Raw genomic sequence first — 19,957 nt, forward strand, 5'->3', positions numbered from 1 at the left:
GCACTGACGTGTCCGGCAAGAAGCTTTGTGACATTTCCCGCCTGTGTTCCCCGGCAAGGGCACGCTTGACGACCGTGGCAACCTGGCTGCCATCATTCTTGAAGCGCTAAGTGCCTTACTCGACCGGCTTCATCACGCGCGCGACGGCTTGGCATCGACATTGGCGCTTTGGCATCGGTCGCCACCAAGGGCCACTTCTCGCAGCGCGCTGCGGCACTAGCGCTGAACGAACGCCAGATCAAGATGCTGAACCGGCTGCTCGACGGGGTCGAAGGCAAGATGACGTCATCAAAGTAGGCGCTGATTGCCAAATGCCTGCGAGACAAGGCGAACCATGACATCGCGGCGCAGCCGGACCACCAGCTGCTGCGAAGAGGCGACGGTAGCGGTCGCAGCACGCACTATGAACTGGCCCTGTGACGGAATCAGGGATCAAATCCTCACATGAGGGGCTCGCAAAACATTGCCTATTTTTGACCGGTCCTTTGCAACGCAAAGGGCCCCGCTGGCTGGCGGGGCGTACGTCATTGATCGGCATAGAAGGATTTGGTTGCGGGGGCGGGATTTGAACCTGCGGCCTTCAAGTTATGAGCCGTGACTGTGACATAAGGATGAAATCAATGAAAACAAAAACATATCGCGCAACCATTTGCAATGTGTACTATATCGCATGACACCCGTCGAGTTTCACCGCTCTTCGCAGGGAGTTGGCAGCGTCGGACCTAAACCATCGGTTGACTAAGCGTTGACAAGCCGAAAACGCACCCGAAGACGCATAATCGAAACCTCTATCACGGCAACGGTGCAGACGGCTTGAGAACCCAGGGCTGGCTGCGCTGCGTTAAGTTTACGCAGCGGTCCGCTGGTGCAAGGACCCCGGGTGCAAGCGGGCCACTGATACCGCAAACGCTGTCGAGAAGCTGCCTTTGATCCTCTGAAAGGCGTTCTAGATCCAGATTCGTCAGGCTAGATCGTGCCGCCTGAAAAGCTTGGCCGATCGCAATGGGAACACTTTGGCCATAGCTTGCCGCCTGTTCCGCGAGGCGCATGACCCCACGAATTCGCTCATCACTTTGGGACAGGAGACGTCGGACCCGATCCGACCTAGTGACCGCAGCACGCAATGCGGCGCTGGACTCCACTTCATCAAACGAAGTGAGTTCCTCGACTGCGGCAACGACTTCTCCATAAGCTGACGCGAGCCCACTAGAAGAGGATTCGGCCGCGTCAACAGACCGGATCGCATCGGCTACCCGCCGTTCGCGCGCCAGACTCTGCACCAGTTCCAACTGAGCCTCGACAGCCAATGAAATTGCAGCGGCGATCTCTGTGGGCACCTTGCGATGTTCCTCTTCAGAAAGCTCCGATGAAGCGTCCGAAAGCTCGCCCGCCGTTGTTCGATTACGCGCGTGCCTAAACACTCCAGCCGCAAGTGACAGCCGTTGGAACTTCGCGGTAGCCATAGCTGCTTCGATTGCGGATATTGCCTCTAGCTCGGCGGCATCCGCACGCGCATGATCCAGAGGCAGCAATGCTCCAAGTGCCTTGTTCGCAGAAGTTAGAGCAGCCGCCCCGGGTTCAGCAGAAAGACGGCGGCTTGCGGCGACCACGTCAGTCAACCGTCGATCGCTTGTCTGCTGTTCAGCCAGAGCAGATTGGCCTGCGGTCATCAACACCTTCTGCTCTTGAGATGCCAGAGACCGGTCTTCGGGAGTCAGCGCGGTATAGGCATTGGCGACATCATCAACGAGGCGCGAAACCACATTCGACCGCCAAGCAGTAATGGCCTCAGCAAGGGCTTCCCATCGTCCCTGCCGGGTGAGGTTCTCACCTAGGTAAGCGTCAACTGACGCGAGCATCGTTTTCCTGTCCGAGCTTGAAGCGTCTGACATTGTGAAGACACCAAAAGACTCCCGAAGTGCAAAAAGCTGATCCACAGGTACTGCCTGCCCATTCGCAATGGTCGACGCCGCTGAAGCCAGTTGCATCCAAATCTGCTCGCTATCTTTCAGGGCGGAAGCACAGTCGGAGGAAGTAGAAATAGCGCCATCATGCACCGGAAGCATACGGTCGCGATCAACGTCAGTCAGTGCCGTTGACGCAGCAAGCAACTCCCTGCAACTCGGTGCAGAATCCAAGGGCTTGGATATTCTCAAGGCAGCCTCTGCCACGCGGACTAAGCGTTCATCACTCGCCTGAGCTTGAATCGGGTCCAGTCTGGAAGCACCTTACCACTCGCTTACCGCGAACGCTCCGCCCAAAAGGACTGCACCTGCAACGACCGCCGCAGCGAGTGCCGGTCGTCTGGAGTGTCTTACGGCGACGCCTGAACTGCTCGGATCAGCATCTTCGTTCGTGTCAACGACTTCATCACCAACTGATTTGAGAACTTGCGGGCGTGTCCTTTCGTCCACGAGCAGAGGATCAGCGCCCGCGGCGAAGATGTCGTGCAACTCATCGACGTGAGTAACAGCGCGCCATTCGAACTGCACTTGATCAAGCAATTCACGTGTCTGAGCATCCGACGCATCAAGATTTTCTTTAGGAAATATGAAGAACGATCCGGACGGGGCAGAGCGCACAAGCAACCGGACCTTTGCTTGGAACTCGTCAACCTGGATCACCGTGCCCTGACCATCACGCTCCAGAATTCCAGTTGCCACGATATGTCGACCCGCCAAACCTTCGGCTACGCCATATCGAGCAGTCTTGTCGGCGATGGCTGCGGCCAATCCAAAGCTGTTCCCGCCAAAGTCACTCGGGTCAATCCGGGCACGGGTAGATTGCTCAGTCCTTGAGCCATCAAGCTCGTGATGGCGGGCATCCGCAATGATCTGGTGGTACCCATTGTTGCGCTCGACCCCTGAGAACGTCGAAGCAAACGTGATCCGGCCAGTGGGCGATGAGTATGTAGATGTGCTGATGACGCCGTAATCACTTTCATCGTCAGACAAGGCTGAAACAATAGGAAAGAGCACGACACCCTTCGCCGGGGAAGGAATGGCATGCCTGCGTCGCCCATTCAGCATAGGCGCGGGCTGAATTGACTGTGGCCGGGAAGCAAGCTGACTTTGCACCGCCTCTGCCACGAGGCCGCGAATCTCGTCCTTGTCAGTTGTCGAGAGTTTTGGCGGAGCCTGCTTGGCGTGAGACAGCAACTCTTGCATCATCGTGAGGATCGTCCCCATCTCTGACGGTAGCGCTCCAGGCGTTGCGCCTGCATCCATTGCCTTGTTGATTGTGATGATCAGTTCATCCTCTGAGCTGATCAGCTTTTCGAGCGTCTTCAGCTTCGAAACCCCGGATCGGCTGCCCAGAATATCGAGAAGAGTGATGGTTTCTTTCACATCCGCTAGAACCTGTTCCCGGCTTGGAGGAAGGTGCTGCTCGTGAGTCGTTCGGTTTCTGCTGTTTATCCTGCTGAAAGTCAGGTTTCTGATTGTGCTATTGCTCTCTCTGAACTCTCCAGCCCTCGCAAGCTGCTGCAAAATTATCATCGTCTTGTTGTGATCACAGTTGAAACCCTGATCACTGAATTCGACAGTCATGAACTTCTTGGTGCCGTCAGAATTCTTCTCTTCCGCATAGACACTGACCTTCCGGTTCAGGGTTTCGAGCCACGCCTTGCCCCATTTCGCCTTGAGAATCTCGGCAACTCGCAATCCAAGTTCGCGGCGCGCGATAAGTTGCACTTGCGCAAGAATTGCAGCTGCTTCAATCGGAAGACTCTCACTCACGGCTTTCCTACGCCCCTCTTGTTTTGCGAACTTGTCCTACAGCTCCAGGCGCAGGGTATGCCTCTTCAGCCTTTCCGCAGGTGTCTTGGACTGTTCTGCCCAAGCCCCACCGAAACACCCCTGATCATCGGGCACGCCCGACGCCCAGATAAGGCCACCGCTGTCCCGCAGCGTCACAACTGTCCTTGGAGGGAGAGTCACCAAATATGTCGATTCCAATTGGCACAAGATCGACCATTCTGCGCCTGGAAGATCATCGTGGAAGACGACGACCGAAAAGCCCTTGCCCTGAACCTGCTGGACATCGTCGCCTTCACCAGAAGCCGCCAGCCTGCGCTCCGAGTAGCCGAGGCCAGCGCCTGCAATAGCCTCCGCCAACTCTCTCCGGACCTCCCGGCGGACAGCCAGAAAGTGATCCCGAGCGTCTGGGGACGACCACAACAACAACCGCTCTTCGACCGACAAAGGAGGATTGCCAGCCAGAGCGGACCTGATCCGATCATCGCTAAACGCGCCTTCGGCCGGTTCTTGGCCGCGCAGAATATCTGCAAAGAGTTTTGATCGCTTGTTCATAAGATTTGTGGCCCCAGAAGTTTGTAGCGCAGGGTTTTGTCGAAGCACTCACGGATTGCCGCAGCACCCAGTTCGTATCGGTTGTTAAAGGTCGCCCGACCAATCCCCTTTCGGGTCATGTAGGCCGCCTTCTTTTCGCCGTGGGCTTCATCCAGACCTGCATCCACGGCCAGCACTTCGAACAGTTCCGGCTCCTTCTTGCGGAGCTGTTCGAGGCAGAAGTTCCCGGTCAGGTCGCGAACAAGGGCCTCTTCATTCTCCATCGCAAGTGTCGTCAGCGCATTGGCATATTCCGAAGCGGCCTTGTCCTGGCACTCTGGCAGGAACTCTTCGAAATATGCCCAAAGACCTGCGAGCGTGCGGTTCGGGATGTTTTTGTTTCCTTCGTACTGAACCTTCAACTTCTCGAAGACAGCAAGCACGTGCTCGTCCGATCCGCGCAGAGCAAGCGGCGTGCTGGCGTTTTCGGGCGCAGTCGCAATTGTGTCGCTCACCCTCTTGACCGCCTCCCAGGTCTTCAGCCGGTGGGCTTGTGTTGCAAAACCTCGGACAAGAGCTGAAGTTGTCCGGGGGTTCATGTGAATAGCCCCTAGTTTGCTAACCCCGATCCTCAACCTGGGCCACCGCATCGCGCTTGAACTCGTCTGGGAACTTCGTGCCGGACATCGCGTCCTCCTTGCTTCCAAAATTACCAAGCAAGGCGTCTACAAATCTAGGGGCTATTCAATGACATGCTCAGAACGGCCTTACGCTACTCCACCCGGTCGTTCAGGACACAGGTCGCGACATCGTTCGTGCGGAGGTCAGATCAACCATTCTCCGCAGAGGGCGGAGAAAGTGACAAGGGAGCAAACTTTGATGGCAGTTCTATTGCCATCTCTGTCGTCAATCTGGCTTGATGGCAGACTGATGACGACAACGCGCCTTGGCGTCAGAATGGCTCCCAATTCTGTTGCCAAGCTATCTTGGTGTGACTAGGTTATCGTCAAATCTCTTTGATGACAGAATCGGCACAAATATGGTCACCAAACCTTACGATCTGACAGATGCGGTCACCTATCATGTCGGCACCTTTCCCCCATCTGCCCTCGACTACGAGGTTTTGCTCGGGCCACTCGAAGAGGCGGCGGCCTCCCTTGCGCGGTACGATACCAAGATGTCGGGCATGGTGAACAGCGAGTTGTTCCTCGCCCCCCTGCGCCGCCAGGATGCGGTCACCTCCTCCCGGATGGAAGGGACGATTTCGACCATCGAGGAACTGTACCGACTTGAAGCCGAAGAGGATGCAGGCAGCGCTGACCCTTACCGGGAGGCCCGCAACGACGACGTCGAGACCTACCTGTACTCCCGCGCGCTGCGGAATGCACAGCAGGCGCTGGCCGATGGAGCGCCGCTTGGCGAGCATCTGATCCGCACCGCCCACCAGCAGCTGCTGTCCTTCGGCCGGGGAGCCCGCAAGCGCCCCGGCAGCTACAAGGTTGAACAGAACTACATCGGGGACGAACGGCGGGGAAAGATCTACTACGTCCCGATCGCGCCGGAGCAACTGGGCCCGGCGATGGCCGAACTCGTCCGCTACATCAACGAGAGCGCGATGCGGCCGCTGATCCGCACTGCCATCGCGCATGTGGAGTTCGAGGCCCTGCACCCTTTCGAAGACGGCAATGGCCGGATCGGTCGTATGCTGATCACCCTGATGCTCTGGAAACTTGGCGTCCTGCATCAGCCGAACTTTTTCGTGTCCGGTTACTTCGAGGCCCACAAGGACGAGTACATCGAGCGAATGCGTGCGGTTTCCGCCACAGGCGATTGGACCGGCTGGGTGGTATTCTTTCTCCAGGCGATGCACGCCCAAGCGACGGTCAACATCCAGACTGCGGACGCGATCTTCCGCCTGCACGGCGAGATGCGGGAACGGTTCCGCGAGGTGCTGAATTCGCAGTTCCACGATCAGGCGCTCGACTATGTGTTCGCGAGCCCAGTCTTCCGTAACGACCGGTTTGTAGAACGATCGGGAATTCCTCCCTCATCCGCCCGCGCGCTCTCACGACGGCTTGTCGAGGCGGGCCTTCTGCGCACCATCGAAGCCGCATCCGGGCGCAGGGCCGCGATGTATGCCTTCGATCCGCTACTCGATCTGCTGAAGGTCTGAATCAAGAAAGCCCCCGCTTCTCCGGGGGGCTCTTCAAACGTTGACCAAGTGTTGACAAGACTCCGGCAACGCAGAAAGCGCCCCGTGGGGCGCTGCGTATGTGATTGATATGTTTGTTAAATTTGGTTGCGGGGACAGGATTTGAACCTGTGACCTTCAGGTTATGAGCCACAATCCAAGCAATTTTGATAGCTTAGGAATTTCAACGGCTTACGGGCCAACCGTTTGATTCTCCGCGATCTCTATGTTCGCAGCGGGCAAGATTCGCCGTCTTTCGGCAGCAAACGTGGCGCAAAACATGCAGTGGCGGGTTGATGTGGCGTTGATGTGAAGAGATCAATGGTGAGATGACGATGACACTAATCGCTTTTGGGCGAAAATGGAGTTTTCCTGCCAAACATAGACAGACCTCACGAACTTGCACACTTAGCAATTTCGCCAAGCCCGGGTACCGCTGAAAACATTGGAACGAGGAAAGCCGGCTTGATTCCTCAGAATCCATACTGAATCAGATCAAAGCGGCAAACAAGCTTACGATATTGCGACAGATACGGTTCACCTTTCGGGTGCTTGGCGTTTGTCCGCAAAAAATCTCGCAATACTGCCATGTTCAGATCGCCACTTGGCTGAAAGCCGATCATGATGACTGCCTCGTTAGGAGATGACGATTTTTCAATAATCTGCTGGGTGTTCAGATTCGCGAAGCCACTCAAATAACGTTTCCTATACGAAGGGTATGTATAGTCTGCTCCTCGCAGCTTCTGAACAATCTTCTTCGCTCCTTCATATTTAGATGCCGCCAATTCAGCATCAGAAGTTATACCAACGTTCTTAAGGTAGCGAAAAACTGGAATGAACTTCTTGCTTGTTCGGGCATATATTGGAAATGCCGTGCCAAGTAGATCGGGCCCGTGAAACTTTGATTCATCCGCCAGACAGTCTTCAAACAGTTCATTCGCACCTACGCCAGCATATCCTTTTGCAGCGAGGCGCTCTTCAGCTTTCTGGCCGAATTCTTGCCGATGCTTGGCAACGCCGACGCCTACGACGAACTCTACAGCGTCTGCACTATCAATGTCCTCAAAATCAACAACTGCAATTTTCTTCTCTACATCCGCAGAAGCATGCACCAGTTCGTACAGCTGCTCTTTGAAGAAGCGCAACACACGCGCTGGAATTTTGCGCTTAGTGCCAGTCAGTGCAGCGTAAACCTGACCAAGGTCAGCTACCTTTGCAACCATCATTGTAACACTGAAATCGCCCGACTGGATCGTTGTCTTCTCTATCGCTGGAATTTCTCCTTCCTTCGCTCTCTGCACAAAGATGAGGTTCTCTTGGAAGGCAGCGATTTTGTCCTGGGTCAAGCACTGTGCGATGGAGGTGATAATCGCGCGGATGTGTGGGTCCGTAATCGAATAGCCTATGAAAATAATCGGGTGCTCAACAAAGATCGTGACAAGCTTTGCAGCCAAGTATGGGTTCTTCGCTGAAAATTCAGCATAGTCCTCTGCAGTTAGGACCAGTGTACTAAAATCAGAGGAGGAGCCATGGATTTTATATATTTCTCCAATTGCTTGCGGATTTGAAAAAAGTAGTTCCTGCTGACCTACAAATACTTTGTAGTCCGGAAATAGTTCCTCAAGAAGCGAGTCCCAGTTAGTCGTAATTATCCCGTCAATCGCAATATCGGAAAAAGACGCAATCTCAGGACCAAAGCCGGAGGAACGAGCATCCTCGAGCGAAAACCTGTCCATGTATGCCGCTATGTCGACTTTCAACGCGTCCGATTGCCCCTTAACGGAACCGGCCGCCGATTTCCGACTTGCCTCAGCTTCCGGTGCAGTCCACCACCACTCATTGTAATCAATTGCCATCAATGACGCTGCCGTCGGAAGGTCACCGTTGGCTTTCGAGCTATAATATCCAAAATCACGAATCGGTGCACAAAACCTTTGAAGCAGCCCCGCCCAATCTTCAATTGCGAGATATCGACGCGAGAACCCAGAACCGACAAACAGGAACGGAGCGGATGCGTGCTTCTGCAGCAACTCTTTCAAGACAACGGCTGGATCATCGGGCATTGGCGGTGCTTTCGTACAGTGTCCAACCTCTTGCTTAGTTCGCAATCCTAGCAATCGCAATCCGGCAGATTACGTCAAGCGAGTGAGTGATCGAACGCCAGCGTTCGATCTTGGTTTGGTTTCGTCAGATGGCTTCCTAGGTCGTGCGAAGTTTCACTTAAGAAACCTCACGGCACCACCCGTTTGCCCCACACCAAGTACCTCTGGGCAGCCGGAGTGATGACCGCGACGACGTCGCCCGGCTGATACAGACGCGAGGCCGTCCCAACTTAGCCCCTATGCTGCACGGCGCTGGAAGACGACCCGGTAGCTGTAGGGACCGATTTCCTCGACCATAATCATGTCGCCTGCCCGCGCGCCATTCCGCGCAAAGAACTCCCTGATCCAGCCACGCTTGCGGAAAAACTGCTTAGCCCCATCCAGATCGGTCATGACGACGGTTCCACCACCCCAGTCGACGGCAATTTCGCGCTGGGCGGCCGACGCGCGGTTCGATCCGCCAATCGCATCAGCCGGGAACTTGTCGAAAAAGCCCCGCAGATAGATGTGGTCATTGTCGATGTTGCCCTGCGTGATCTCGGTAGTCCCGATGGCACGTGCAGCATTCCGGAGTGTCTGGAGAACTGGAACATTCGGAGCGACCACCGGTGCTTCGGCCACGATCACAGTGTCATCGTCGTCCTCGATCAAGTCGAAATCGTCGTCAATTTCGGCCCGGCTTGACCGAACCGGTTTCTGCAGCCTGACGGGCTGGCGACCTTCGGCACGCAAGACCACCTCAGCGGCGGCACGAGCATCTTCGCCCGCATCATGATGGTCGAACTCAAGCCCGAGATGCTGCTTGAGGCGGCCAAGACCATGCCCGCCATTTCCGCGCAACTCGGGCCATGCAGAACGCGCAACATGAACACTGTCGCACCACTCCCACTGTGGGACGTTAAGGCCGGAGTTGTCGCAGGCGGCCGCAACAGCGCTGCGATCAAAGCCGGAATGCTGATAGACGACGTGGCCTGCCAGCGCGTCCCGCAGCACCGGAAGCACTTCAGCAAAGGTCGGTGCGCCCTTTACCGTCCGGGCGCTGATCCCGTGCAGGTACGTGAAGACCCAGCGGTCAACCTGCGGGTCAACGTAGGTCATCCACGTCTCGATGGAATTGTCTGGACGTACACAGGCCACGCCGATCTGGCAAATGCTGCCCCGGTCATTGTTGGCCGTCTCAACGTCCAGCGCGAAGAAGCGGAAGGGGCCCTTCGGAAAGGGCGTCACACGAGACTGAGGGACGGACGCAGGCTGCCGCGCAATCGAGGGAACGGGGCTGGCGGCTACGCCAAGGAACCGCCGGCGCTGCCGTTCGATTGCGGCACGTTCCTGTGCCCCCCATCCAAGACGACGCAAAGTGGCGTCAACCAGGTCGGCGGGCTCATCATAGGTCTGCATCCTGCGCCGGTTCCAGGCAATGGCGTGCTCGGGTGCCATCGCGAGGACCTCAGCTTCCAGCCGCGCGATGTCCGCGGTATCGGGCAAAGCAAGCCAGACCGCGCGGCAATGATCGACGACGAACTCATTGCGCAACTTTTTGGCAAGGTCTCCGTCGACCTTGGTGGTCGCGTCCTTCCGTTCACGCCACATCCGGCCGGTGTTGTACATCTGCGAGAAGTAATGGCTCATGCCTTCCGATCCGGTGCGATGGCGCTGGTGGATCCGCTCATAGAAGGTCTGATCCGTGGAACTGGTCGATCCGATGTAGCGAAGATCGCCATGGTGATCGACCAGCCCGTAGAGGCCACGCGCATCCCGCGGCGCATGTACCGTCGGCCGCGGGGAAGTTTCGAGGAGCGCAGAGAGAAGGTCTTCGGGGATAAAGCGCATCATTGAACTCCGGATCACATTGAAAGCAGCTGGCGGCGCTCGATGCGCTTCCAGTCGCGGCCGGAGACGATACCCCAGTTCCCCGCATCATTCGGGCGGCGCCAGCGCGGGGTCGCCATCTTCTGCAAGGCCCCGAGCGCGTCTTCGAAGGTCGGATGCGACACTTCCTCTCCCTTGGCTCCGATCATGAACTTGCCGCTGCGGGCAAGGCCGGGGTGGAAGAAGCTGCCGTCCGCTGCCACCGGGACGAACACGACATCATCGACGAAGTCGTTGCTTGCCGCTTCCGGCTCGACTTCGTCATCCTGCTGCCAGATGGAGGCAAAGTGCTCCTTGCGTCCCTTCAGCCATGCGGCTGCACTGGCGGCCGTCACGCGCTGGCCGACCTTTTCCAGCCCGCTGTCGTTACTAGACAGGATGTTCCGGATCCGGCCCTCGGTCACGCCGCCGAACAGGGCGAGCGACTGCAGATCGACATCGCCCTCACCACGATCGATAGCATAACGCGACAACGCAAGCTGCGAGACAAGGTGAATGACTCCCTGGGGGTTAGGCTGAGCGAGCTGGCAAAAGTCCGCAATCTCTGTCGCCAGAGCTGCCACCCACTCGACACGCTTGGCCAGCGGAACCTCCGGATCGGTAATGCCGTAGAAGCCGTACAGTGCAGCATTGTCCAGCAGCTTGTCCGCTTCCCACCACTGGGTTGTCAGCGGCAAGTATTCCTCGAAGGCTTCTTCCCACGTGGACCCTTCGATATCGGGACCAGGCAGCATCTTGAAAAGATGCGGTGCGACCGCTTCCCTGCCGAGAATCTTTTCGATGACGCGAAAGTGCCTCTCGAGGATCTCGAGAAGTTCCTTCCCGTAGTCCCAGTTGACGTTGCCGTATCCAGTCATTTCGCGATTGATCCACGACTGGTGGCGGTCTTCGACAGTCATTGCTTCGGGCGAGACGGGCAAGTTCATGTTCAGTTCCTTCAAGCGTGCAGGCGGCGGATAGCGGCACGGAGGTTGTGGCGTGCGCGGTGATCAGAGGGCGTGGAAGCCGCAATGAGAAACCCTCTCTCGAAATGAAGGGCGTAATGCCGACCACGCGGCTCGATGCCGAGCAAGGACACGCCCTCGGCGTGGCACAGCTGCTGGTATTCCCTGACGACCTTGCGCATGAGGCCAACTCCGTGAAATGACATTTGTTGAATCATGTATATCTGCGCTTGGCGGATTCGTCAATATCGTTACTTCACGTTTAACGAATTTTACCACTTGCGATCCCAAGGCTGTCGATGCGCCTTCGCATTACGCAATAAACCATTTAATATCAGTATCTTGCAAGTTTCCGCCGCCTGCGGGGCCAACGCCAAATCCAAGGGATGGCACATTCACACACGCTATGGGGCTTATCCACAACAACATTTTCTCCTCCCCCTTGCTCCGAAGCGAGCGCCCGTGCAGGTTGTGCTGGTGGGGAGAGCAGTCCTCAACCAAAAGCAAAGCAGGTCTATCGGAAAAGCAGTTTCGGCGGCTAAAGGCGCGACAGCGCCTCTTATGTCGTTGTGTCCGGTCACTTACCCCGCGCCATCGAGGCGCGGGCTGCAGGCGGTTTGAGCACAGATCATCCTCGGTTCATTGGAGGATGCCTCAGACATGTCTTTGCCGCCCCGCGTTTACTTCACCCTTCACGAAGCCTCTGCGCGCTGGGGCTGCAACATCGCAGATATAGCCGGGTGGGCCGATGCAGGCAGATTCCGGATCCTGACCGGCATTACCGCGGTCCGCTGCGGCGACGAGGTCATTGCAGGCAAGGTTACCTTGTCGCCAATGGAGTTGATGCCGCTCTTCCGGCGTTGCGGGACGGGGCCATCGGAAGGGATCATGCGGCGCATCCAGCCTGCCGGGCGTCAGGATTGGTTGCTGATCACCGATCCAGTGTGCGGCATAACGGTGGCGGTGGCTGATATGGTGATCATGGCAGAAGAGGTTCACGCCTTCGAGGACGAGAACGACATGATCCGACGCGTGGCGGCCGGGCCCGGAGTTTCAACCTCCTATGATTGGGAAGGAATGAACATCGCGCTGATCGTGCGCATTTTCGATCGCGGTCTGCCCGAAACCCAAGCCGACCTGGTTGCCGAGATGCAGGAATGGTTTGCGGACCGGTCGGACGGCAAGAAGATGCCCGACAGCCGGAGCATTCGGCGGCGGATCACGCCGATATGGAGGGCGTTGCAACGCGGGGACGCGTGATGATCCCGGTCCGTGCCTGCCCGGATCACGCGGTCTTTCGGCCACCGTGATCGTCAGCATCGTGAACCAACCGGGGCTTTGGCCGGAAGGCGCTCGCCACAGCATCGACACCCGCGCGCAGGGGTGAGTCCATCAGGTGGGCGTAGCGCAGGGTGGTCTGCATCTGGCTGTGGCCCAGCAGCTTGCCAATCATTTCCAGCGAAGCGCCGCCGCTGACCAGCAGCGAGGCAAAGGTGTGGCGCAGGTCGTGGATGTGGACTTCCTGCAATCCGCATTCCTTCTGGAGCTGCGCCCAGAACCGCCGTACCTCCTGCACCGGCTGGCCGGGCGTGTCGCCGGGGAACAGCCACGGCGTACCGCGCGGAACCATCAACTGGCGCTGGCGCACGATGGTGGCGGTTTCATCCGAGATTGGCACACGATGGACCCGGCGCTGTTTCGTCATGGCGGGTGGCTTTGACCAGCTCATGTGTTCAAGGTTGAACTGTTCAAATCGCGCCTGCCGAACCTCGCCCAGACGGGCGCCGGTCAGCATGCACATGCGGATGATATCGGCAGCGCGGCGGTCCTCTGCAGCGTCGAGGGCTGCAGCGAGGCTGTTGATCTCATCCTTTGACAGGAACCGCTCCCGCGCTGTTTCAATCCGGCGATGGAAGCGCTGGGCGGGATTGTCCTCGCACCACCCCCATTCGACCGCCAAGGTAAACATCTTGCGCAGAACTTCCCCGATGCGGTTGGCGCGCACCGGCGTAGGCTTTGCTGGTTGCAGTTTCCTGGCCCGGTTGTTGGGCTTTTCCTTGTGCGGCCGGGCCCGACCCTCGGCCACCTTGTTCAAGAGCTTGTCGACGTCGGTCGAGGTGATTTCCGTCACCAGCTTCCGGCCCCAGACCGGAGCCACCATCTTCGCCAGCGCGGACTTCTGGTCAGACGCATTGCGCTCGGCCAGCTTCGGCAGGTGCTGGGCGCAGTAGCGTTCTATCAGATCGTCCACGCGCGGCGCTTCGCGCAACGCCCCGCGCTGGGCCAGCGGATCCGCACCGGCGTCGATTTCGCGGCGGATTTCCTTGGCCCGCTCTCGTGCCGCCGACACTGACCATTCCGGCCAGCGCCCGAAGGTCATCCGGCGCTGGCGACCGGCATGGCGATAGTCGAGGGTGAAGGCCCGCCCGCCGCCGCGGTAGATGCAGGCGGCAAACCCACGGACTTCCGTGTCGAAGATCTGGTAGTCGCGCCCCACGACGGGTTCGGCTTCGCGGAGCACTTTTTCGGTCAGCTTGATGCGTTCGGGCATGCGTTTGATCCTTCTTGCATCCGACATGAGGCGTGGTTCCGCCGCACTATCAAGGCAAGCATGGGGATGCGGGTGGCGGGAAGGCGCAGGGTGGCGGAAAGGTCGCGCTGTGTGCGCCACCCCTTGTTTCATTGGGACTTGAGCACTGGCCGGGCCGGTCATGGACGCGCGCTACCAAGCCCAACCCTGCCGTCTTCAGCCGCCAATATGCCGTCAAGTTGAAATCGGGGCTGTAAAGCATGCGGGCCCAGTAAATCTTCAAGCAATTCAATGGGTGGCAGAGGTGCCGTGCGGGATGCCACCCCCTCTTTGCCTGCCAATGCCGGTCAATCACCTGTAGATCCGGTTGTTCGCAGGTGTTTGCAGCTTTGGCGTCCATTTGGCCCATTGGCCACGACGGCTTGCCCAACCCCACGCCACGCCGCCCGACGCGCAAAACCTAATGAAACAAGGGGTGGCGCGAGGGGGCGTTCCTTTGCGCCACCTTGCGCCTTCCCGCCACCCCTTCGGCCCTGCGCTCACTGGTCTCTGCAACCGCCCCCTGACGCCCGCCGTCAAAAGGGCCCGGAAGAGGGAGACCCCAATGCCACGCCTTGGATCAATGCCAGACCCGAAGGACAAACCCCGCACGCTGCTGGTCGGCTGGATCAGCCGTCTTGATCTCGCCGTGGAACTCGGCCTGTCGATTGACACGCTGCGCCGTTGGGAGGCCCAGCGCACCGGTCCTGCCTGCGTCCGCGCCGGGCGGAAGGTCTACTACCGTCGCGCAGCCATCGAGGAATGGCTGGAGGAGCAAGAGCAAGCTGCCCCGCGTCGCCGTCGTGCCGGAGGGCGCCGCTGATGCATCTGCACCCCCGCAACTCCGACTGGCCCGCTGACCGTGTCGCCGAGGCCCGCGACGTCATCGCCGATGTCGCCCACCACAGCGACCACCTGATCCGACTCGCCTGCAATGTCCTTGTCACCCATGGCGACACCGCGGCCGAGAGGAAGGACGCCCGGGTGCTGCTGGTGGTGATCGATGCGCGGCGACCAGTGCAGCGCGCGCAGCGCGATGACAACGAGAGGGCCGCACGATGAACCGTCGCAGCACACCCGAGGCGGACGCCCAGCGCGCCATCGTCCAGGCATTGCGCTTTGCCCTGCCCCGCGATGCCATCGTCCACCATTGCGCCAATGAGGTGACCGAACCCGGTCCTCGCGGCGCAAAACGTCAGGCGATCCTGGTCGGCATGGGCGTGCATGCTGGTTTTGCAGATCTGATGGTGATCTGCGATGGGCGCGTCCTGTTTCTGGAACTGAAGGCACCCAAGGGGCGATTGCGCCCCGACCAGGAGGCGTTCCGTGATGACGTGCTGGCACAGGGCTTAGGCTGGGCGCTGGTCCGCAGCCTGGACGATGCGCTTGGCGCTTTGGCCGATCATGGTTTCACCAGCCGTGTCCGCCCGGCGCGGAGGACGGCACCATGAGCCACAAGGCAACTGTCTGGGCCATCCAGCAGCGCGGGCTGAAACCCGCCACCAAGATCGTGCTCTGGTTCCTCTGCGACCGGCACAATCCGGATTTTGGCTGTTTTCCGACGCAGGCGCGTCTGGCGGACGATGCGGAAATGTCGATCTCTGCCCTGAACGAACACCTCGCGCGGCTCGAGGAGTTGCGCCTGATCCACCGCGTTCGTGTCCATGATCCGCGCACCCACAAGCGGCAGGCCACACGCTACATCCTGGGGTTCGAGGATGGTTTTCCACAAGAGCCAACTCCGGAAACCGGAGACGGCTTTTCGGGAATGGACGAGGAACAAGACGACGACCCAACTCCGGATTCCGGACATGGAGCCATCTCCGGATTTTCGGCAAAGCCATCTCCGGATTTTGCCGAAAGCCATCTCCGGAATCCGGAGACTAACCTTGTAAGAGAACCTTTAAGTAAACCTGTAAAGGAGGAGGAGGGCGCGCAGGCGCGTGATGCGATCTCGGATCAGTTTTTCGGGGAAGTGCTCGACGCGCTGGGCCTCGACCCCGGCGCCCTGCCCGGCTGGTGGCAGGGCTGGCCACCCCGGCTGCACGTGCAGCGCTGGCGCGACGAGTTGGGAATGTCCGAGGCAGAGATCGTCGCTACTGCCGAGGCATCCCGACAAGAGCATCCCGAACCGCCCGATGGGCCGAAAGCGCTGGACCGCGCCATGCAGCGCGCCGCCCAGCGCAAGGTCGAAGCTGCCGGGCAGAAACGTCGCAAGCGGAAATCAGAATCGGCACCGGCGGCAAAGCCGATCACCGACCTGCCCGCCTTTTACGCCAGGATCGTCAACGCGGACGGATATCTGCCGGTCAGTGCGATCAGCAACACCATGCGCGATGCAATGCTGGGCCGGGGGCTGGTTACCGCCGAACGCCTGCGCGAGCGGGGGATCCGGTGAATGGCATGGTGTCACGTCCCCGGCACGGATTGTCCCTCTGCGCAGGCGGCGGAGGCTTGGATCTGGGCCTCATGCTTGCCGAACCCGGCTTTCACACCCGCGCCTTTGTCGAATGGGAGGACTGGCCGCGCAGCGTCCTCATCGCATCACAGCGCGAAGGATACTTCGCACCCGCGCCAATCTGGGATGATGTTCGCAGTTTCGATGCCCGGCCCTTTCTCGGGGCCTTCGACATCGTCCTTGCCGGATACCCCTGCCAGCCATTTAGTGCCGCTGGCAAACGCGAGGGTGCCAACGACCCCCGCCACCTCTGGCCAGAGGTTGCCCGCATCATCCGGGAATGCTCCCCCGAATGGGTCTTCCTCGAAAACGTCCCCGGCCACGTCACCCTCGGCCTTGAAGCCGTCCTGCGAGAGCTTTCGGGACTGGACTACACGCCTGCGGCAGGCCTGTTCTCGGCGGCAGAAGTCGGTGCGCCGCATCAGCGGCTGCGCATCTTCATCCTGGCTCGCACAAATGAGCCTCCATCCTGGCACCTCAAGCTACAACCCGGCAGGGAACAGCGACTTCACCCGCAAGGCGGAAGCGCTGGCGCTGGGCATCACCAACCGGTCGACGCCGAAAGCGACGGATGGCGCGAAGGGCGGGCCGGGCCAGAACTTTGGCTCGGGCGGCACGCCACCCCTGCCAGCACAGGCTGCGCAATGGCCGACACCAGCGGCGCAGAATTGCAAAGGATCCAGCGAGGCCAGCATCACCCGGGCCGATGGCAAATCCCGGATGGACATCCTGCATTACCGGGCGGAACAGGGCTTCACCCGCCCGGCCCCGGCGATCACGTCGGATGGGCGGCGGTCCTCGCCGCACGCCCTGATCTCGCGCCCGCTTTGGGCTTCGATGATTGCCTCGCATGGGCGCGTCGCATGTCGGCGGATCCTGAAGGGACGTGCGCGGCGGCGGTTGAACCCGCTCTTCGTCGGATGGCTGATGGGCTGGCCCATCGGGCACGCGCTCTGCGCCTGCTCGGCAACGGAGTTCACCCTCTGGCAGCAGCGCATGCGTGGCGCTCTCTCGCAGCTGCCTATGGCCTCGGGCCCGTGGATCTGGCGACCGACGGATCAAGCCCAGCGCCCGGTGCAGACGGATTTCCTTGAAGGATTGCAGCCATGAGTTTCCACGGCAAGATCGGCCGCGCGAGCGGCACAAGGGTCAAACGCGCGCTGGGCGTGCAGGCAGCGCTAGAATGGGCGTTCCGGATCGAGAAGGCACAATTGGCACTGCCGCCGCCAAAGGACGTAAGTGAGGAAGGCTTCGGCTTCGGACTCGAATACGTCCTGCTGCAGCGCGCCGCGCTGGGCTGCAAGGTCGACGGCGGCCAGCACAAAACGGGCAGTTACACCCACCCCGACGCCGAAGTCATTGCCGCCACCGTCGCAGGCATGCCCGACAGCCGCGGCGGCATCCGCATGGCGATCAGCGTGGCGGAACTGGCGCGCACTGGATTGATCCCGGACTGGATGCCAGGCGTTGTCCCGCGTTGCGTCCCGATGGAAACCAAGAACAACCAGCATGGTGAGCGGGCAACAACCATCGTCGTCGGCACCGACCGGGTCAAAACGCGCGGAAAGTGGCGAACGGTCGAATTTCTGGCTTGCCCGGTCACATGGCGGCCGCATCCGGAACAGATCGCCTCCGCGCGGCGCGGCTATGAGGATTGGTGGCAGGCGCTGGACTGGGTCCGGGATGGGCTGATCGCGGGCGGGATGCTTCGGGAGGTCGAGGTGACGACGGCGATGCCGAAGGTTCGGCCTTGGACTAGATAGCCAGATCAGAAACAGCCAAGATCTATCAACTTCATCCGCTTTCACATCATCCCAATGACTTTCTGCCGGATTGAAGGGTGAACATGGATTTCGTTGAGCTCGTTCGCGAAATGGTGGTCCATGATCGCCGCGATACCTGCAGTGGTGTCCACGGCCGCAAGATCAGAAAATCGAAAATAGTCTATCGCCACCGAAACCCCCAAGACATCAACCACCGTGGTCATCGCAGGGTCCAACTCATGGGCATAGAATCGCAAATTAATCGACCAATCTGCCAAAGGTGCACGATCCTCCAGCTCTTCAACCCGCATCGGCATCACATTCCTCATAGTGAACAGATGCTCCTGAACGTATTTCTCAGTTAGCCGCCCCCCGTGGGCCTCAACTGCAATGATCAGCGGATCCACGGTATGTTTCAGCTCCGAATCTCCGAGCTTTTTCCTCGAAGTATTGGTCGTGAAGACGCTATCGCCGAACCCGCGCAACCGCCACAGCGCAAGGTCACCGGCTTCATGTAAAGAAATGCAGTCCGTGAGGCGCTGTTCAATAATGCCTCGCGTACCGGTATTGCCAGCTCCGACCGCAGCAATGAGGGACGCAGCAGAACCCGGACTGAATGCAGGAATAACATGAGACAAGCCGACACCGCTTGCAGCGGTGACGCGAATTATACGGTGTAGGATGCCTCGTAAATAGAGGCCAGCGGCCGATCTCGAAGGATCGCTCAGGCGGTCCAGCTCAGCCAGAAGGTCCGTAAACGCTCTTGCAGCATGTCGTTCCTTCTTCTTTTTGGACGATGCCCAACCTTCATTGAGCGTATCAACAGATTTGGCGTTGTTCAGAAATGGAGCCAGACCAACGTTCAGGCCAGCCATATTATAACGGTTGGTTAGCCACAGAACGCCTTCTCCACGAGGGCTGAACTCGTAGCCGTTCGTTAGACGGTGGTTGTAGAGTTGTAGGAGGCTGAGTTGGAAGTGAAGCATACACAGGTATGGGGTATGCAGATCTTCAATAAGCAGTGTTCTGAGTTGATCATGCAAATCGCCATCATATCCAAAGGTCCGGCACACGCTTGCAACATGGGCAATGGCCTCTTCAACCGTCATATCGCCTAAAAGTTCGGGTTCAGCTGCCAGGTCATCGTTGTAAATGGCTTCAATGTCGGCAGCTAAGACCTCCTGCCGAAGTCCGCATGCATCCAAAATAAAGCGCGGCGTCGACCAACTCTTACTTAAGGTGATCCCATCCGCGAGCAAAATCGAGTAGATCCGCGATGCCGTCATGCGGCCACCAGTGGCCAAAAGCATCATTGTATGAACGTATGACAAGACGCGCTTGGCGGCCTGATGACCGACCTTTTCTTCTTCCATGACGCGCTTGTGAAGGTTGAAATATCTCCCTGAAAATTCTTGCAATACCCTATTTCCAGTGACTTCATCACCCAGCGCCGCAGGTTCGATGATGAATGATTTCGGATCGCGATCCGTTGAATAAAGCAACGATTGGATAAAGACTCTGAATTCTTGGGTCGGATAACCGTATTGTTCCCACGCAGCAGCCTCCAGCATGACCCAGTCTGCCTTGTCCTCGGTCACGCCCAGCGCGTCCATGATCTCCTCGGCGCGGAGGCCGTACTCGCTTCCCGTTCCAGGTTTGACAGGGAGAAGCAGCGTGCGTATGGCGGTGTCGAGAGCAGAGGGCATGAACGAATCCGTAATTCCTTCATCGTAGGGTAGATCAGTTTCTTACTGACGAAACCAACTATATCT

The 19,957-nt window shown here is 58.8% G+C and carries 19 protein-coding genes, 1 tRNA gene and 1 pseudogene; 11 read left to right on the top strand and 10 right to left on the bottom strand.

Annotated elements, in window-relative coordinates; translation table 11 throughout:
- The first annotated feature begins 168 nt into the window (after nucleotides 1-168).
- Nucleotides 169-297, top strand: coding sequence for a hypothetical protein (locus tag EI545_RS21755; protein ID WP_281275748.1), 129 nt, complete (start codon nucleotides 169-171; stop codon nucleotides 295-297).
- A gap of 494 nt (nucleotides 298-791) precedes the next feature.
- Here the strand turns inward: EI545_RS21755 and EI545_RS05285 are convergent, their stop codons facing one another.
- Both EI545_RS05285 and EI545_RS05290 read right to left on the bottom strand, forming a co-directional pair.
- Nucleotides 792-2,171 (bottom strand): hypothetical protein, encoded by a 1,380-nt coding sequence (locus tag EI545_RS05285; RefSeq protein WP_164517223.1) that lies wholly within the window; start codon nucleotides 2,169-2,171, stop codon nucleotides 792-794.
- 57 nt (nucleotides 2,172-2,228) lie between these two features.
- The gene (locus tag EI545_RS05290) at nucleotides 2,229-3,737 is read right to left on the bottom strand and encodes a hypothetical protein (RefSeq protein WP_125324504.1); all 1,509 of its coding nucleotides are present in this window, start codon (nucleotides 3,735-3,737) and stop codon (nucleotides 2,229-2,231) included.
- Between the two features lie 258 nt (nucleotides 3,738-3,995).
- Between EI545_RS05290 and EI545_RS05295 the strand changes: the two genes are divergently transcribed.
- Complete coding sequence (locus EI545_RS05295; protein WP_125324505.1) at nucleotides 3,996-4,298, top strand: hypothetical protein; 303 nt, start codon at nucleotides 3,996-3,998, stop codon at nucleotides 4,296-4,298.
- Between the two features lie 8 nt (nucleotides 4,299-4,306).
- Here the strand turns inward: EI545_RS05295 and EI545_RS05300 are convergent, their stop codons facing one another.
- Complete coding sequence (locus tag EI545_RS05300) at nucleotides 4,307-4,888, bottom strand: hypothetical protein (protein ID WP_125324506.1); 582 nt, start codon at nucleotides 4,886-4,888, stop codon at nucleotides 4,307-4,309.
- A 440-nt stretch (nucleotides 4,889-5,328) separates the two neighbouring features.
- Between EI545_RS05300 and EI545_RS05305 the strand changes: the two genes are divergently transcribed.
- Nucleotides 5,329-6,462, top strand: coding sequence for a Fic family protein (locus EI545_RS05305; protein WP_125324507.1), 1,134 nt, complete (start codon nucleotides 5,329-5,331; stop codon nucleotides 6,460-6,462).
- A gap of 123 nt (nucleotides 6,463-6,585) precedes the next feature.
- Here EI545_RS05305 and EI545_RS21325 read toward each other — a convergent pair.
- The 5 genes from EI545_RS21325 to EI545_RS05325 all read right to left on the bottom strand — a co-directional run bounded on the left by EI545_RS21325 (nucleotide 6,586) and on the right by EI545_RS05325 (nucleotide 11,577).
- Nucleotides 6,586-6,700 (bottom strand) — tRNA-Met (locus EI545_RS21325).
- Between the two features lie 253 nt (nucleotides 6,701-6,953).
- Nucleotides 6,954-8,543, bottom strand: coding sequence for an SIR2 family protein (locus tag EI545_RS05310; protein WP_125324508.1), 1,590 nt, complete (start codon nucleotides 8,541-8,543; stop codon nucleotides 6,954-6,956).
- A 276-nt stretch (nucleotides 8,544-8,819) separates the two neighbouring features.
- The gene (locus EI545_RS05315) at nucleotides 8,820-10,415 is read right to left on the bottom strand and encodes a 3'-5' exonuclease (RefSeq protein ID WP_245990300.1); all 1,596 of its coding nucleotides are present in this window, start codon (nucleotides 10,413-10,415) and stop codon (nucleotides 8,820-8,822) included.
- Between the two features lie 11 nt (nucleotides 10,416-10,426).
- Nucleotides 10,427-11,377, bottom strand: a complete 951-nt coding sequence (locus EI545_RS05320) for a hypothetical protein (RefSeq protein ID WP_245990301.1) — start codon at nucleotides 11,375-11,377, stop codon at nucleotides 10,427-10,429.
- An 11-nt stretch (nucleotides 11,378-11,388) separates the two neighbouring features.
- Complete coding sequence (locus tag EI545_RS05325) at nucleotides 11,389-11,577, bottom strand: hypothetical protein (protein ID WP_125324510.1); 189 nt, start codon at nucleotides 11,575-11,577, stop codon at nucleotides 11,389-11,391.
- A 706-nt stretch (nucleotides 11,578-12,283) separates the two neighbouring features.
- Between EI545_RS05325 and EI545_RS21620 the strand changes: the two genes are divergently transcribed.
- Nucleotides 12,284-12,655, top strand: a complete 372-nt coding sequence (locus EI545_RS21620) for a hypothetical protein (RefSeq protein WP_245990302.1) — start codon at nucleotides 12,284-12,286, stop codon at nucleotides 12,653-12,655.
- A 25-nt stretch (nucleotides 12,656-12,680) separates the two neighbouring features.
- On the opposite strand, the gene EI545_RS05335 is transcribed toward EI545_RS21620, so the two are convergent.
- Nucleotides 12,681-13,946, bottom strand: a complete 1,266-nt coding sequence (locus EI545_RS05335; protein ID WP_125324512.1) for a tyrosine-type recombinase/integrase — start codon at nucleotides 13,944-13,946, stop codon at nucleotides 12,681-12,683.
- A 583-nt stretch (nucleotides 13,947-14,529) separates the two neighbouring features.
- Here EI545_RS05335 and EI545_RS05340 point away from each other — a divergent pair.
- The 7 genes and pseudogenes from EI545_RS05340 (at nucleotide 14,530) to EI545_RS05365 (ending at nucleotide 18,185) form a co-directional block, all read left to right on the top strand.
- Complete coding sequence (locus EI545_RS05340) at nucleotides 14,530-14,787, top strand: helix-turn-helix transcriptional regulator (RefSeq protein WP_125324513.1); 258 nt, start codon at nucleotides 14,530-14,532, stop codon at nucleotides 14,785-14,787.
- Complete coding sequence (locus tag EI545_RS05345; protein WP_125324514.1) at nucleotides 14,787-15,026, top strand: hypothetical protein; 240 nt, start codon at nucleotides 14,787-14,789, stop codon at nucleotides 15,024-15,026. The genes EI545_RS05340 and EI545_RS05345 overlap by 1 nt, the downstream gene beginning before the upstream one ends.
- Nucleotides 15,023-15,415, top strand: a complete 393-nt coding sequence (locus tag EI545_RS05350) for a VRR-NUC domain-containing protein (RefSeq protein ID WP_125324515.1) — start codon at nucleotides 15,023-15,025, stop codon at nucleotides 15,413-15,415. Before EI545_RS05345 ends, EI545_RS05350 begins: the two co-directional genes overlap by 4 nt.
- Nucleotides 15,412-16,362, top strand: a complete 951-nt coding sequence (locus EI545_RS05355) for a helix-turn-helix domain-containing protein (RefSeq protein WP_125324516.1) — start codon at nucleotides 15,412-15,414, stop codon at nucleotides 16,360-16,362. The genes EI545_RS05350 and EI545_RS05355 overlap by 4 nt, the downstream gene beginning before the upstream one ends.
- A gap of 71 nt (nucleotides 16,363-16,433) precedes the next feature.
- Nucleotides 16,434-16,826, top strand: a pseudogene (locus EI545_RS21815) (DNA cytosine methyltransferase); the annotation flags it as partial.
- 52 nt (nucleotides 16,827-16,878) lie between these two features.
- The gene (locus EI545_RS21630; RefSeq protein WP_245990304.1) at nucleotides 16,879-17,532 is read left to right on the top strand and encodes a DNA methyltransferase; all 654 of its coding nucleotides are present in this window, start codon (nucleotides 16,879-16,881) and stop codon (nucleotides 17,530-17,532) included.
- Entirely contained in the window at nucleotides 17,529-18,185 is a 657-nt protein-coding gene (locus EI545_RS05365) for a hypothetical protein (RefSeq protein ID WP_125324518.1), read from the top strand. The genes EI545_RS21630 and EI545_RS05365 overlap by 4 nt, the downstream gene beginning before the upstream one ends.
- Nucleotides 18,186-18,226: 41 nt before the next feature.
- On the opposite strand, the gene EI545_RS05370 is transcribed toward EI545_RS05365, so the two are convergent.
- On the bottom strand, nucleotides 18,227-19,891 hold the full coding sequence (locus EI545_RS05370; RefSeq protein ID WP_125324519.1) for a hypothetical protein: 1,665 nt from the start codon (nucleotides 19,889-19,891) through the stop codon (nucleotides 18,227-18,229).
- Nucleotides 19,892-19,957 lie beyond the last annotated feature (66 nt).

It is taken from the genome of Tabrizicola piscis, from assembly GCF_003940805.1.
Lineage (GTDB): Bacteria > Pseudomonadota > Alphaproteobacteria > Rhodobacterales > Rhodobacteraceae > Tabrizicola > Tabrizicola piscis.

What these genes read in the sequence shown, in the direction of transcription:
- EI545_RS05305 (WP_125324507.1), top strand. Translation starts at nt 5,329, where the DNA reads ATGGTCACCAAACCTTACGATCTGACAGATGCGGTCACCTATCATGTC.
- EI545_RS05345 (WP_125324514.1), top strand. Translation starts at nt 14,787, where the DNA reads ATGCATCTGCACCCCCGCAACTCCGACTGGCCCGCTGACCGTGTCGCC.
- EI545_RS05335 (WP_125324512.1), bottom strand. Translation starts at nt 13,946, where the DNA reads ATGCCCGAACGCATCAAGCTGACCGAAAAAGTGCTCCGCGAAGCCGAA.
- EI545_RS05365 (WP_125324518.1), top strand. Translation starts at nt 17,529, where the DNA reads ATGAGTTTCCACGGCAAGATCGGCCGCGCGAGCGGCACAAGGGTCAAA.
- EI545_RS05320 (WP_245990301.1), bottom strand. Translation starts at nt 11,377, where the DNA reads ATGAACTTGCCCGTCTCGCCCGAAGCAATGACTGTCGAAGACCGCCAC.
- EI545_RS05370 (WP_125324519.1), bottom strand. Translation starts at nt 19,891, where the DNA reads ATGCCCTCTGCTCTCGACACCGCCATACGCACGCTGCTTCTCCCTGTC.
- EI545_RS05315 (WP_245990300.1), bottom strand. Translation starts at nt 10,415, where the DNA reads ATGATGCGCTTTATCCCCGAAGACCTTCTCTCTGCGCTCCTCGAAACT.
- EI545_RS05355 (WP_125324516.1), top strand. Translation starts at nt 15,412, where the DNA reads ATGAGCCACAAGGCAACTGTCTGGGCCATCCAGCAGCGCGGGCTGAAA.
- EI545_RS05310 (WP_125324508.1), bottom strand. Translation starts at nt 8,543, where the DNA reads ATGCCCGATGATCCAGCCGTTGTCTTGAAAGAGTTGCTGCAGAAGCAC.
- EI545_RS21630 (WP_245990304.1), top strand. Translation starts at nt 16,879, where the DNA reads ATGAGCCTCCATCCTGGCACCTCAAGCTACAACCCGGCAGGGAACAGC.
- EI545_RS21620 (WP_245990302.1), top strand. Translation starts at nt 12,284, where the DNA reads ATGCGGCGCATCCAGCCTGCCGGGCGTCAGGATTGGTTGCTGATCACC.
- EI545_RS05300 (WP_125324506.1), bottom strand. Translation starts at nt 4,888, where the DNA reads ATGAACCCCCGGACAACTTCAGCTCTTGTCCGAGGTTTTGCAACACAA.
- EI545_RS05325 (WP_125324510.1), bottom strand. Translation starts at nt 11,577, where the DNA reads ATGCGCAAGGTCGTCAGGGAATACCAGCAGCTGTGCCACGCCGAGGGC.
- EI545_RS05350 (WP_125324515.1), top strand. Translation starts at nt 15,023, where the DNA reads ATGAACCGTCGCAGCACACCCGAGGCGGACGCCCAGCGCGCCATCGTC.
- EI545_RS05340 (WP_125324513.1), top strand. Translation starts at nt 14,530, where the DNA reads ATGCCACGCCTTGGATCAATGCCAGACCCGAAGGACAAACCCCGCACG.